Annotated in this window: 14 protein-coding genes; 11 read left to right on the top strand and 3 right to left on the bottom strand. The window is 69.9% G+C overall.

The window, feature by feature from the left end; translation table 11 throughout:
- Window positions 1–12 precede the first annotated feature (12 nt).
- Both ABZ470_RS23555 and bldC read left to right on the top strand, forming a co-directional pair.
- Window positions 13–870: a hypothetical protein gene (locus ABZ470_RS23555; RefSeq protein ID WP_352015253.1), complete on the top strand. Its 858-nt coding sequence runs from the start codon at window positions 13–15 to the stop codon at window positions 868–870.
- A 322-nt stretch (window positions 871–1,192) separates the two neighbouring features.
- Complete coding sequence (bldC, locus tag ABZ470_RS23550) at window positions 1,193–1,396, top strand: developmental transcriptional regulator BldC (protein ID WP_013133571.1); 204 nt, start codon at window positions 1,193–1,195, stop codon at window positions 1,394–1,396.
- A gap of 230 nt (window positions 1,397–1,626) precedes the next feature.
- Here the strand turns inward: bldC and ABZ470_RS23545 are convergent, their stop codons facing one another.
- A complete protein-coding gene (locus tag ABZ470_RS23545) occupies window positions 1,627–2,322 on the bottom strand; it encodes a TetR/AcrR family transcriptional regulator (protein ID WP_362778162.1) in 696 nt (231 codons plus the stop codon).
- Window positions 2,323–2,522: 200 nt separating this feature from the next.
- Here ABZ470_RS23545 and ABZ470_RS23540 point away from each other — a divergent pair, with 200 nt between their 5' ends.
- The 4 genes from ABZ470_RS23540 (at window position 2,523) to ABZ470_RS23525 (ending at window position 6,610) form a co-directional block, all read left to right on the top strand.
- Window positions 2,523–3,608 carry a LacI family DNA-binding transcriptional regulator gene (locus tag ABZ470_RS23540; RefSeq protein WP_352015255.1) on the top strand — a complete coding sequence of 362 codons (1,086 nt, stop codon included), beginning with the start codon at window positions 2,523–2,525 and terminating at the stop codon, window positions 3,606–3,608.
- Window positions 3,609–3,726: 118 nt separating this feature from the next.
- Window positions 3,727–3,975, top strand: coding sequence for a hypothetical protein (locus tag ABZ470_RS23535; RefSeq protein ID WP_352015256.1), 249 nt, complete (start codon window positions 3,727–3,729; stop codon window positions 3,973–3,975).
- Window positions 3,976–4,052: 77 nt separating this feature from the next.
- Window positions 4,053–4,916, top strand: a complete 864-nt coding sequence (locus tag ABZ470_RS23530; protein WP_362778166.1) for an N-acetylmuramoyl-L-alanine amidase — start codon at window positions 4,053–4,055, stop codon at window positions 4,914–4,916.
- Window positions 4,917–4,951: 35 nt separating this feature from the next.
- Window positions 4,952–6,610, top strand: a complete 1,659-nt coding sequence (locus tag ABZ470_RS23525) for a beta-N-acetylhexosaminidase (RefSeq protein WP_362913827.1) — start codon at window positions 4,952–4,954, stop codon at window positions 6,608–6,610.
- A 220-nt stretch (window positions 6,611–6,830) separates the two neighbouring features.
- On the opposite strand, the gene ABZ470_RS23520 is transcribed toward ABZ470_RS23525, so the two are convergent.
- Both ABZ470_RS23520 and ABZ470_RS23515 read right to left on the bottom strand, forming a co-directional pair.
- Window positions 6,831–7,034 (bottom strand): cation transporter, encoded by a 204-nt coding sequence (locus ABZ470_RS23520; protein WP_352015259.1) that lies wholly within the window; start codon window positions 7,032–7,034, stop codon window positions 6,831–6,833.
- A gap of 42 nt (window positions 7,035–7,076) precedes the next feature.
- Complete coding sequence (locus ABZ470_RS23515; RefSeq protein ID WP_362913825.1) at window positions 7,077–8,144, bottom strand: quinone-dependent dihydroorotate dehydrogenase; 1,068 nt, start codon at window positions 8,142–8,144, stop codon at window positions 7,077–7,079.
- Window positions 8,145–8,315: 171 nt separating this feature from the next.
- Here ABZ470_RS23515 and ABZ470_RS23510 point away from each other — a divergent pair, with 171 nt between their 5' ends.
- From ABZ470_RS23510 to ABZ470_RS23490, 5 genes are all read left to right on the top strand, one after another.
- On the top strand, window positions 8,316–8,699 hold the full coding sequence (locus ABZ470_RS23510; RefSeq protein ID WP_352015262.1) for a hypothetical protein: 384 nt from the start codon (window positions 8,316–8,318) through the stop codon (window positions 8,697–8,699).
- A gap of 132 nt (window positions 8,700–8,831) precedes the next feature.
- Window positions 8,832–9,593: a phosphatase PAP2 family protein gene (locus ABZ470_RS23505; RefSeq protein ID WP_362913823.1), complete on the top strand. Its 762-nt coding sequence runs from the start codon at window positions 8,832–8,834 to the stop codon at window positions 9,591–9,593.
- 444 nt (window positions 9,594–10,037) lie between these two features.
- Window positions 10,038–10,268, top strand: coding sequence for a hypothetical protein (locus ABZ470_RS23500; RefSeq protein ID WP_352015264.1), 231 nt, complete (start codon window positions 10,038–10,040; stop codon window positions 10,266–10,268).
- A 379-nt stretch (window positions 10,269–10,647) separates the two neighbouring features.
- On the top strand, window positions 10,648–11,466 hold the full coding sequence (gene lepB, locus ABZ470_RS23495) for a signal peptidase I (protein WP_352015265.1): 819 nt from the start codon (window positions 10,648–10,650) through the stop codon (window positions 11,464–11,466).
- Between the two features lie 134 nt (window positions 11,467–11,600).
- Entirely contained in the window at window positions 11,601–12,446 is an 846-nt protein-coding gene (locus ABZ470_RS23490; RefSeq protein ID WP_352015266.1) for a universal stress protein, read from the top strand.
- Window positions 12,447–12,480 lie beyond the last annotated feature (34 nt).

Raw genomic sequence — 12,480 nt, 5'->3', positions numbered from 1 at the left:
CACGATGCGGACGTGCTGCCCTATGCCGCGTACCTCCGTGTCTACGAACCGCTGACCGCGTTCGCCCCGCCGGAACGCTCATCCTGGGCCGCCTACGCCGAGGCCACCGACCGGCCTCGCCGCGCGGGCGCGCTCCACGCCGAGCACGGCGAGGCCGTACGGCGTCTCCTGGGGGTGCCCCCGTCCCCCGCTCCCGCCCAGGAGAGCCCCAACGCCTACCTCAGGCGTGTCGAGGACGTCCTCTACGTCTGCCCGTGGCAGAGCCGGCTGAGATCGTGGCTGGCCTTCTCCCGCTTCCGTGGTTCGACCCCCGTGAGGCTGATGGAGCGGTTCGTACCGATCTCCGTCGCCGAGCAGACGGCCGACGACTTCGACAAGTTCAAGCGCCGTGGCGGGGCCGCCGCGTTGCGCACCCATATCCGTACCTCGACCTGGCACGTTCCCACGTCGTGGTTCGTCCCCTTCGACGGCAACGAGCGCTGGCTCGTGCTCGAAGGAGAGGGAGACCCCGAGGGCACGACCACCACGAGGAACCTCATCTACGTGACGTCCATGGCCCACGCCAGACGGCGCTGCGCCCGCGCCCTGCAGATCATCCGCAGGCAGGTCGGCGAGGTCGCGGTCGCCGCCGAGGTGGAGGAGATCGCCCGCTGGCTTGAGGAGTTCCACCCGCACTCGCTCGTGGAACTCGACTACGGCGGCATCGTCCACCTGATGGGCGACGACAAGCTCCAGGCCGACCAGTCGGTCGCGGAGATCGCCGCCGCGCTGACAGGTCTGGAGAACGGCGAGGAAGAGTTGGCCTACGCCATGTACCAGCGCGTGATCCTCCGCTGGAGATCAATACAACTTCTCGAATCAGCAAACTGAGTCGCAAATCATCCCTCTGACCTGCATAAGTAGGTTCGTCGATGACCGGTGACACGTCTACGAACTGAGTAGTTTGCCGTTTTCACTGCGATACCACGAAACGTGTCGCTAGAATCACCGAGCGTGACAACAACAGGTGCACAAGAGAGATGAGCCACTCAAAGGCTCGCCAATCGCTCTACGTGGCTGTATGGTCACATCGGGTGATGCCGCATATGGCCCGAACAGCCGCACGCAAGGGGCCATAGGGGGACAACATCCGTGACAAGCGTCAAGTCGCAGGATCGCTGTCGCCGGTCCACATGGAGGAGAGGCCGCACAAATGTCAGCTCGTACACCCGAGGCAGAGCCGCTGCTCACCCCGGCGGAGGTCGCAACCATGTTCCGGGTCGATCCCAAGACCGTCACCCGGTGGGCGAAGGCCGGGAAGCTAACGTCCATTCGCACACTCGGCGGACACCGCCGCTACCGGGAAACCGAGGTTCGCGCGCTGCTGGCGGGGATTCCGCAACAGCGCTCGGAGTAAGACGGGGGCCGTCACGGACCTAGGGGGGATCCAGCGCGCGCTCACGTCGGATTCGTGAGCGCGTGAGGCCAAACGGGTTATGTGGGATGCGGCGTCGCCCGCCCGGCGCCGCCCCACATCGTCCCGTACGGCCACGCGGCCCCGAAGCCTGGTCCCACCCCTGCCCCGGCCCCCACACTCCGTCCGCACGCTCCGTAACCCACGGCCCGCCCGGTGATCTTCCGAGCCGGTCACGGTGCGTGTTCGGAGACCAGGTTCTCCAGCAACGGCACGACCCTCGGGTCGTGACCGGCCGCCACGCCGAGCGTGGCCACCATGTGGTCGACCAGTATGCGCTCGACCACCCGCCGGTCGACGTCACGGTACTCCAGCCAGTCGAGGGCCGCCGTCTCGACCGAGGCGATCCACGAACGCAGCGTGACCCGCAGGACGGGTCCGGGTTCCTCGACCCGCAACAGCCTCATCACCAGGCCCAGCAGGCGGTGCCGTACCCCGTCGACGATCTCGCCGACCTCGCCGCTGCGGTTGGCGGGGCCGCCTCTGACCAGCGCCGCGAAGCCTGCGGCGCGTTCCTCGACGAAGTCGAAGTAGCGTTCCAGCCCCACGGCGAGCCGCTCGACCGGGCCGCCGTTCTCGCTCGGCTGCAGCCGCGCCTCAAGTTGGTCCGCCGCGCTGCGCAGCGCGGCCACGTAGAGCTCCTGTTTGCCGCCGAAGTAGTGGTAGACCAGCGCCCGCGACGTGCCCGCGGCCGAGGCGACGTCGTCGATGGAGACGTCCTCCGCGTCGCGCGCGCCGAACAGCTCAAGGGCCGCCGCCACGAGTTCCTCACGCCGCCGGTCGACGCTGAGCCTGCGCCGTGCGGGACGCGCGCCCCGCCCCGCGGGTCTGTCCCGTTCCCGTTCCTCGGCCCCGGATATCGAACCCACGTCCCGCACACTAGCCGAGCCGATCAAGGGGTGGCGGGGAGAAACAAGAGTCGTTTTCTGGGCTTTCGCCGTGGTGAGCCGCCATCTGGGTGACCGGAGTGGGGGGAAAGATCCAGGAAACAGCCTTCAGGCCGTACCCGATTCGTAACTCGATCGTTTTGAGTGACAGGTGCCCATCCACCACTTCCCGGGGGAGAGCCATGTCAGGACCACCGGTCAACACCACCGTCACCCGAGCGCGCGAGTTCGCCGACCCCGTCCTACAGGACGGCGCGGGGCCGCGTCCACGGCCCACGATCCGCAACGTGGCCGAGCGCGCCGGTGTCTCCAAATCACTGGTCTCGCTCGTGCTGCGCGGATCGCCGCACGTCAGCGAGCACCGGAGGCAGGCGGTGCTCCAGGCGGCCAGAGAGCTCGGATACCGGCCGAACGCGGTCGCCCGCAGCCTCGTCGAGGGCCGCACCCACCTGGTCGGGGCGCTCGTCGCCGACCTGCACAACCCCTTCTACGCCGAGTTCCTCGACGGCCTGCAGGAGAGCCTGCACGGCGACGGCCTGCGGCTGCTCATCGGCAACAGCCAGTGGGACCCGGCCTTCGAGGACGAGGCGGTCGAGGCGTTCCTCGAACTGCGCGTCGACGGCCTCGTCCTGCTCGGCATCGCGCCGACCAGCGAGACACTCGTCGAGGCCACCGGCTACACGCCGACGGTCGTGGTCGGCGAGCGTGACATCGAGCTGGGCGGTGTGGACATCGTCGTGGACGACGACCAGCTCGGGGCGCGGCTGGCCATCGACCACCTCGTGGAACTCGGCCACCGCAGGATCGCCCACATCGAGGGCACCCGATTCTCCTCGGGCCGCTTCCGGTGCGAGGGCTACCTGGTCGCGATGCGCAGGCACGCGCTGGCGCCGTACATCATGGTCGAGCAGGGCGAGTGCACCGAGGAGGGCGGGGCGGAGGCGGCGCGCAGGCTGCTGACCCGCGACCCCCGTCCCACCGCGATCTTCGCCGCGAACGACACGGTGGCGATCGGGGTACTCGCCGCCGCCGCCGAGCTCGGCCTGCGGGTGCCCGAGGACCTGTCGGTCGTGGGATACGACAATGTCCACCTCGCCGGGACCCAGCCGATCTCGCTGACGACCGTCGACCAGCCCCGCAGGGCGATGGGGCGCTCCGCGGCGGCGCTGCTGAGCGACCGGATCGGCGACCCGGGCAAGGTCGCGCGGCTGCGCGAGATCACTCCCAAGCTCGTCGTACGGCGCAGCACGGGCCCCGCGCTGCCGTAGGGAGCCTGCCTGGAGCGTTACAGGTCCAGGCGGGCCCCAAGTCCCCGTCAAAAGCAGGTCAACCCTCGATGTCGCGAAGACACGCGGGTGTTGACTGCGATGTGACGAGGGGGTAGCAATGCGTGATCCTGAGCTGATTTCGTGTGCCCAACGGGCGGCCGCCGAGCTTGAGCGGGCATGGGCGCACTGGCGGGCCACCAGAGGGCGCGGCGAGGACACGGGCGCCGAGTCCGTCGCGAGCTACGTGGCCCATTCGATCGACCATCCATGGGGCCGTCCGCGTGTGGTCCTCGGACTGGACGCGGACGACGCCAGAGAACTCGCCGCGCTGCTGCAGAGGCAGGAGACGGGAGAGCGGGTCTGGTGACCGCCGGGGTCTCGGCGAGGTAACGGTCCCGGGCCACGTAGGTTGGGTGGTTGACGGTTCCTTCGAGGAGGATGAGCGTGACCAGCAAAGCACTCGTGGCCACTCTTGCTCTGTGCGGCCTTGGCGTCGCCGCCTGTGGCGGCACCACGGGCGGCACCGGCGCGGCCCCGGCGCAGAACGGCGGCCCCGCCTCCGGTACGGCCTCACCCGCCTCCGCGCTGTCGGAGCGGACGGCGACCCCGGCTCCTGAGACCCCGGCGACGGGCGGGAGCGTTCCCGCGGACCCGCTGAAGGGCAAGGTCGTGGTCATCGACCCCGGCCACAACGGGCAGAACTACCGGCACCCTGCGGAGATCAACAAGCAGGTCGACGTTCTGACCCAGAAGAAGGCCTGCGACACCACCGGCACCGAGACCAACAACGGTTACACCGAGGCGGCCTTCACCTGGGACGTCTCCCAGCGGCTGGCCAAGATCCTCAAGAGCAGGGGCGCGACGGTCAAGCTCACCCGGCAGAACAACTCGGGCTTCGGGCCGTGCATCACCGAGCGGGCCGCGGTCGGCAACAAGGCCCACGCCGACGCGGCGATCTCCATCCACGCCGACGGGGCGTCCGCGGGCGACCACGGCTTCCACATCATCATGCCGAAGAAGATCAACGGACCGGTCGACCCGGTGGTCGGGGCGTCCAGGAAGCTCGGCATCGACGTACGGAACGCCTACAAGGCGGGCACCGGGACGCCCTACTCCACCTACATCGGCAGCAAGGCCCTCGACTTCCGCAACGACCTGGGCGGCCTGAACCTCTCCACGGTGCCGAAGATCTTCATCGAGTGCGGCAACATGCGCAACGCGGGGGACGCGGCGAATCTCCAGAGCCCGGCGTTCCGCCAGAAGGCCGCCCTCGCCCTTGCCAACGGGCTGCAGAACTATCTCAAGTAATGCGCGATCATGTTCGATTTGACATGATCTGAAGCATGAATGCGCCGTTGCCACGTCCTGTCGCCTTCGAAACCTCCACCGACTCGTTCGAGCTCTCTCCGGGGGCTCCCGTCGCGGGCCCCGCCGACCTGGCCGGGGCCGTACGGCTGGCACTGTCCGTGCTCGACCTGAGGCCCGCGGGGGCGGGAGAGGCCGGGGCGGTCACGGTCGAGCACGACGCCGCGCTCGGCCACGAGGCCTACACGCTTGAGGTGACGGGCCGGGGGGTGCGGATCGCGGCCGGCGACCGCCAGGGGGCGTTCTACGCGGGCCAGACGCTGCGGCAGCTGCTGCCCGACGCGGCCTTCCGCGCGGCTCCCGTTGAGGCCGGGGGCGCGGGCTGGACCGTTCCCGGTGTCACCGTGCGGGACGCGCCGCGCCTGGCGTGGCGCGGGGCGCACCTGGACCTCGCACGGCACTTCCTGCCCAAGCGGGAGGTGCTCAGGATGATCGACCTCATGGCGGTCCACAAGCTGAACCGGCTCCACCTGCACCTGGTCGACGACCAGGGGTGGCGGGTCGAGAGCCGGGCCTACCCCCGGCTGCACGAGGTCGGCTCGCACCGGCCGCGTACGATCGTCGGGCACCACGAGGACGCCCCGGTCTACGACGAGGTGCCGCACGGCGGGTACTACACGCTGGACGACCTCGCGGAGATCTCCGGGTACGCCCGCGCGCGGGCCGTGACGGTCGTGCCCGAGATCGACGTGCCGGGGCACGCCTGCGCGATCCTGGCGGCCTACCCCGAGCTCGACGCGCGGGCGACCGGCGGCAGGGCCCCCGAGCCGTTCACCGTGCTCGACCGCTGGGGCATCTCGACCGCCATCCTGTCCCCGCTCCCGTCGACCGTCGACTTCCTGACCGTCGTCATCGACGAGATCCTGGGGGCACTCGGCGAGACACCGTACGTGCACATCGGCGGGGACGAGTGCGTGCTCGACGACTGGGCCGCCTCCCCCGAGATCGCCGCCTTCCAGGCGGAGCTCGGCCTGGAGAACGTGGGCGACCTGCACGCGTGGTTCCTGCGCAGGCTCGCGGACGTGCTGGCCGAGCGGGGCAGCAGGGCCGTGGTGTGGGACGAGGCCTTCGTCAGCGGCATGCTGCGGCCCGACACGATCGTGATGCCCTGGCGTGGCCCCGGCGTGGCGCAGCGGGCCGCGCAGGCCGGGCACGACGTGGTGCAGACCTCGGTCTTCCCGCTGTACTTCGACTACGCGGAGGCGGCCTCCGAGGAGGAGCCGCTGGCCATCGGCGAGACCATCACCGTCGGCGACGTCGTGGCCTACGAGCCGGTGCCGTCGTCGTGGACGGACGCGCAGCGGGAGCACGTGATCGGGGCGCAGTTCCAGCTGTGGAGCGAGCGGCTGCCCGACGCCAGGGCGCTCGACTACCGGGCCTGGCCCAGGGGTTGCGCGCTGGCCGAGGTCGCCTGGTCGGGCACTCCCGGGGCCGACTTCGACGCGCGGCTCGAACGGCACCTGCGCAGGCTGGACGCGCTCGGCGTCGAGTATCGCCCCCTGTCCGGGCCGCGCCCGTGGCAGCTCGGCGGCGCCGGTCCGCGCCGCCACCGCCCCGGCTTCGTCAACGCCGAGGACGTCATGAAGCGCCTTGAGGGCATGACCCACGACGCCGACTCGACCCGGCCGAGCATGTGACGGTACGGCCCCGCACCGGGGACCACGGTCTGGTCCCCGGTGTGAGGGTCACGGCCCTCGCGGGAGATCGTCTCCCGTGGCGGCCGGGGTCACGGGCTCCCCGGGGTGGTCGTGGACGTCGCGGCGGGAGGGCCGGACGGCCGGGGGGCGTGGGGTGCGGGGCGCGCCGGGGTCGGCGGGTGGCGCCGGGGGGCGTGCCGTACGAGAAACGGGCGGGCGGTCAGCCCGCCACCTTGTAGCCGGCCTCCTCGATGGCGGCGCGGATGGCGGCGTCGTCGAGGGTCTCACCGGAGACGTCGACCCGGCCGCTGGCCAGGTCGACCTCGACGCCGGTCACGCCGGGGACCTCACCGACCTCCTCCTTGACCGAACTCACGCAGTGGCCGCAGGTCATGCCGGTGACGGTGTATGTGCTCAGGCTCATCACGCCTCCAGGTGTCGAGGTTTACCCTCCCAGGGTATTACCTCAGCCCGCGGTGCGGCCGATGATCTGGCGCACATCCGTGACACCGTGCCTCCGCAGGCGCCGGGACAGGTCGCGGTTGATCCGCCAGGCCCACAGCGGCCCCTCGTAGATCATGCCGGTGTAGCCCTGCACCAGGGTCGCTCCGGCCAGCAGGCGCTCCCAGACGTCGTCGACGCCCTCGACGCCGCCGACGGAGACCAGCACGAGGCGGTCGCCGACCCGCGCCCTGAGCCTGCGCAGCACCTCAAGCGAACGGGCCCGCAGCGGACGTCCGGAGAGGCCGCCCGTCTCGGTACTGCTCACGCCCTGGCGGCTGATCGTGGTGTTGGTGGCGATGACGCCGTCGAGCCCGAGTTCGAGGGCCAGGTCGGCGACGGCGTCCACGTCCTCGTCGGCCAGGTCCGGTGCGATCTTGACGAGCAGCGGGGTGCGCCTCGGCGTGCCGTCGGCGACCTCCTTGACCGCCCGCAGCAGGGGGCGCAGCAGTTCGACGGCCTGCAGGTCACGCAGGCCCGGGGTGTTGGGCGAACTGACGTTGACCACCAGGTAGTCGGCCAGCGGGGCGAGCTCCTTGGCGCTGGACACGTAGTCGTCCGCGGCCTGGGACTCGGGCACGACCTTGGTCTTGCCGATGTTGACGCCGACCACGACGGGGACCCCGCGGGTCCTGCCGAGGGCCTTGGCCGCGGCGGCGGCACCGGCGTTGTTGAAGCCCATCCTGTTGATGATCGCCCGCTCCCTGACCAGGCGGAACAGCCTGGGCCTGGCGTTGCCCGGCTGGGCGTGCGCGGTGATCGTACCGACCTCGACGTGGCCGAAGCCGAGCGCGGACATGGCCTCGACGCACCTGGCGTCCTTGTCGAACCCCGCCGCCAGCCCGAAGGGGCTGGGGAAGTGCACGCCGAAGGCCTGCACCCGCAGGGCGGGGTCGCGTGGGGCGAGCCTGCGGTGGACGAGCCGCTTGACCACGGGGGCCGCCGACAGCAGGCGCAACGCGCCGACCGTCAGGTGGTGGATGTCCTCCGGGTCGATGCGGCTGAGGACCTGCGTGAACACGATTCGATACATCACCGATCAGGGTAGTCCCCCGGCGGGACGCGGCCCGCCCCGGCCATGCCGTACGGGGTCGGAGTCGTCCCCAGGCGAGGATGCTCCCGCGTCGCGGGCTCCGCGGGCACCGTATATTGCCGTCAACAGATCGTTAAGCGTTCGGCAAACTGGGGGCGGCAGGGTGTGGACATGAGCATCCTGTCACGTTCGACCATCATCCGCAGGCGCCGCGCCCTGGTGCACATCGTGCTCAGGGACATGGCGGAGACCGGTGACACCACGGTCCCTCCGTGGTGGGAGGCGGACATCGAGCAAGAGTTCGGTGGCCTGAGCGGGTTCCTGGCCGAGCTGAGCCGCCAGTGGTGGACGGCCTACGCCGCGCACCTGGACGCGCTGATCGAACTCGGTTGGGACGAGCCCGCCCAGGCGTGGGCCGACGTGGCCGAGCAGATGCCGCAGTTACGCGCGGTGCTCGACTCCTACCTCGACGAGTCGGCCCTGGCCGAGGCCGAGCGGCGGCACTGTGACGTGCTGCGCTGGACCACCCGGCGGGAGAGCAGGAACGCCGCTTGAAGAGCGTTCCGGGAGTCCCTGTCTGAGGATCTCTGATCGGGACGGCCGGGCCCCGCAGCGCCGGTGGCACGCCGTTCCCGCCCCGTGCGGGTCGAATCCCTGGCATATCCGTCCCCTTTCGGGTAGCGATGGATGATGGCCAGGACACTCGGAGAGCGCAGCCGTCAGGATTCCGACCGCCGCCTGGGGATGCGGCTGACGTTCGCGGTCGGGGCCGTGGCACTGTTCTCGGTGCCGTTCGTCCTGTTGCTCGTGCTCGTGCTGATCTCCTTCGAGCCGCTGAACGACCTCGACGAGGCGATCGCCACCGGATTGCACGCCTATGTGCTGGCCGACCCCGGCTACGCGCGTCTTCTCGGGGCGTGGACCGACATCCTGGGCCCCAACACCTGGCGCGTGCTCGTGGTCGCCGCCGCGGCCTGGGCGTGGTACCGGGGAGCGCGCCGCCCGGCGGTCTGGGCGGTCGTCACGATCGCGGCCAGCGGTGTGCTGAACGTGTTGATCAAGGAGATCGTCAACCGGGCCAGGCCCGTCCTGCCGGACCCGGTCTCCTGGGCGCCGGGGTGGTCGTTCCCCTCCGGGCACGCGATGGCGGCGGCCACGGGGGCGAGCGTGCTCGTGCTGATGCTGCTGCCCCGGCTGAGGGGACCGGCGTCCAGGGCCGCCGCCTGGACCCTCGCGGCGGTGCCGGCGGTCTTCGTGGCGTACACGCGGGTCGCCCTCGGCGTCCACTGGTTCAGCGACGTGGTCGCGGGGCTCGCGCTGGGGGTCGTGGTGACCGCGGGGACGACGGCGGGGTTCGAGCGGTGGCGGCGGGAGGAGGGGCGCAGGCCCGCGGAGCCGTACGTCGAGGGGGTCGAGCCGGAGGCGTTCTCCCGGGGTGACCGCGAGTAACCGTCACGGTGGTGCCGGCCCCGGGTTCGAATGTCGTGATCTTCTTCCGATGGCTCTCACCTGAGGAAACGTCGCCACAGATTCTGACAAAGATCAGCAATGGGTGCCGTCAATCTAGTGATATGCCACCGTTTACTGAATTTTCCACTCAAAGCCGGGGGGCGACATGGATGATGAAGGCAAAAAGGTTTGTTGCCAGAGTCACACCGCTCGATCCCCCACACTGGTCCTTCGAAAGCCCACAATGGCCATCGCAGGGTTCGTGACACATGGATAAGATCAAGAAAAATCACCCAATATCACGATCTGTGCGCATTGGGCTACTTTAAGCTACGAAGTAGGATAGAAATCCTTAATGGAAGATTAAGTATTTTCCAGCAAGGAACCAGCAGCCGGCCGGACATCTAGGGTTCGACGGCTAACCCTCGGAAAGGAAGCCGTCCCATGGATCGTCAGCCGATTGTCTGCAATACCTGCACGGGTGTTCTTCTCACCACGGACTCCCGTGACTACACCCCGCAGCGGGGACGTCTGATCGTCACCAACGGTTACTGCTCCTGCCCGGCCGCGCAGAAGGCCGCCCCCGTGGTCACCTCGGCCACCCTGCCCGCCGCCCCCGCTCCCGAGCCTGTCGCGCAGCGCCCGGTGCCCGAGACGGCGATGGCGAGCGCCTGAGCCGCGTGCTCGAACGCCTCGTACGGCCTGGCGGCCGTGACGTGCCGGCCCCGGTAGTGCTTCGGTAGTGCCCCCACGGTGCCCCGCGGTGTTTCAGCAGTGCCCTGGAACACCCCGGTAGCGCTTCGGTGGTGCTCCCGGCCGTACACACGGCCAGACCGCTCGTCCCGGCCAGAACACGGGGACGGCGGTGGTCCGGTTCCTCGTGGGAGAGACCCTGACCGGCGTCACACGTGGGCGTTCCTCACTTCACGGACGGTGTCGGGAGCGCCTCTCCTGGGTACTCAGAGGCGGGATCGCCTCGACGCGAAGCGTCGGAAGTAGGCATGATCTAGGCTCATCAGCGAGAAACCATTGAAGGCCGGGCGGCCGGGACGGGGTGCACGTGGTCGCGGAGGACGTGGAACAGCCGGCCAGGGGCAGCGACAAGAAGAAGGGCTCTCTCTGGCGGGAGTTGCCCATCATGATCGTGGTCGCCCTTCTGCTGGCCCTGCTGATCAAGACCTTCATCGTCCAGGCGTTCTACATCCCGTCCGGATCGATGGAGAACACGCTCCAGATCAACGACCGGGTCCTGGTCAACAAGCTCGTCTACCGGGTGCGTGACATCGAGCGCGGTGACGTGGTGGTCTTCTCCGGCGGCGTCGACTCCTGGCCGGACGAGGTCGAGTTCGAGGAGCCCTCGAACCCTGTCACCGGCGCCCTCAACTGGGTCGGCTCCCTCTTCGGCCTGGTCCCCACGGAGAAGGACTTCATCAAGCGGGTCATCGGCGTCCCCGGTGACAAGGTGAAGTGCTGTGACGGCCAGGACCGTGTCACGGTCAACGGTGTCCCCCTCGACGAGAAGGCCTACCTGTTCCCGGGCAACAAGCCCTCGGTGACGCCGTTCGAGATCACCGTCCCGCCCGGGCGACTGTGGGTGATGGGCGACCACCGGATGGTCTCGTCCGACTCGCGCGCCCACCAGGGTGACCCCGGTGGCGGCGCCATCCCGATCGACCATGTGATCGGCCGCGCCTTCGTGATCGTCTGGCCGTTCTCGCACGCCGACGTCATCTCCATCCCCGACACCTTCTCCCAGTCCGCGCTGAAGGCGACGGCCGCCCTCGGTTCCGGGGCTCCGCTGCTGCTCGGCGCCGCGGTCGCGGTGCCCCTCGTCCGCCTGCGCACCCGCAGACGGCTGCGCCGCCGCCGCTGACTCCCCCGGTAGGCCCCCTCCGGTAACCCCCGATTCCCCCGCCAGGCCGTGGGGGAGGTTTTACGGCGTGGTGTTCCCCCTGGTCAGCGAAGTACGACAAGGATGGAAACAGGGGACATGGGGGAGGCAGCGCGATGCAGTACAACGCCGACCAGCGGCCTGTGGTCGCCGGATACGACGGTTCCGAGGCGAGTGAACGGGCGCTCAGGTGGGCCGCCGAGGAGGCCCGGCTGCGTTTCGCCCCGTTGGTCGTCTGCCACGCCTGGCAGTGGTCCCAGGGAACTCCGGTGCCGCTGGCCAGCATGGAGACGGTGCAACGCCTCGGCAGTCAGGTGCTCGACAAGGGCGTCGACCTGGCGCGGCGGCTGGCTCCCCGGATCGAGGTCAGGACCTCACTCGACCTGGGGTCGCCGTCCGTCGTCCTGATGAGCGAGTCCGGCGCCGCCGACCTGCTGGTGGTCGGCAGGCGTGGCTCAGGCGGCTTCGCGGAGCTGCGGATCGGCTCGACGGCCGTACAGCTCGCCGCGCACGCCTACTGCCCGGTCGCCGTCGTCGGGGAACGGCCCGGCCCTCCGACGAACCTGGTGGTCGTCGGGGTCGACGCGACCGCCCTTGAGCGGCTGGAGCTGCGGCTGGCGTTCGAACAGGCGTGGCTGCGCAAGGCGTCACTGCGGGCGATCTGCCTGATCCCCGAGGAGGCGCGGGACACCCGGGAGTACATGGTCGGCTTCCGGCGGGCCGTCTCGATCCTTGAGGAGAGATACGGCCAGGTGAACGTGGAGACGACCGTCGTGGACGACGCCCACGTCGCGGCCCTCCAGCGGGCGGCCCAGGACGCGGACCTGGTGGTCGTCGGGGACCGTGGCTGGGACGACCCGGCCGAGCTGCCGCTCGGCGTGCTCTGCCAGGCGTTGCTGCGCGGGGCGCCCTGCCCGGTCGTCGTGGCCCCCTCCCACCGGCCGCTCAGCGCCTCGCGGTAGCGCCGGGCCCGCCCGGCGTCTCCCCGGCGTTCCG

The sequence above is a fragment of the Streptosporangium sp. NPDC020072 genome (assembly GCF_040631445.1).
Taxonomy (GTDB): domain Bacteria; phylum Actinomycetota; class Actinomycetes; order Streptosporangiales; family Streptosporangiaceae; genus Streptosporangium.
This window is presented reverse-complemented; position numbering and strand designations above follow the sequence as displayed.

Coding starts and splice junctions, on each gene's coding strand:
- bldC (WP_013133571.1), top strand. CDS start 1,193: ATGTCAGCTCGTACACCCGAGGCAGAGCCGCTGCTCACCCCGGCGGAG.
- ABZ470_RS23540 (WP_352015255.1), top strand. CDS start 2,523: ATGTCAGGACCACCGGTCAACACCACCGTCACCCGAGCGCGCGAGTTC.
- ABZ470_RS23535 (WP_352015256.1), top strand. CDS start 3,727: ATGCGTGATCCTGAGCTGATTTCGTGTGCCCAACGGGCGGCCGCCGAG.
- ABZ470_RS23525 (WP_362913827.1), top strand. CDS start 4,952: ATGAATGCGCCGTTGCCACGTCCTGTCGCCTTCGAAACCTCCACCGAC.
- ABZ470_RS23520 (WP_352015259.1), bottom strand. CDS start 7,034: ATGAGCCTGAGCACATACACCGTCACCGGCATGACCTGCGGCCACTGC.
- ABZ470_RS23515 (WP_362913825.1), bottom strand. CDS start 8,144: ATGTATCGAATCGTGTTCACGCAGGTCCTCAGCCGCATCGACCCGGAG.
- ABZ470_RS23510 (WP_352015262.1), top strand. CDS start 8,316: ATGAGCATCCTGTCACGTTCGACCATCATCCGCAGGCGCCGCGCCCTG.
- ABZ470_RS23505 (WP_362913823.1), top strand. CDS start 8,832: ATGATGGCCAGGACACTCGGAGAGCGCAGCCGTCAGGATTCCGACCGC.
- ABZ470_RS23500 (WP_352015264.1), top strand. CDS start 10,038: ATGGATCGTCAGCCGATTGTCTGCAATACCTGCACGGGTGTTCTTCTC.
- ABZ470_RS23490 (WP_352015266.1), top strand. CDS start 11,601: ATGCAGTACAACGCCGACCAGCGGCCTGTGGTCGCCGGATACGACGGT.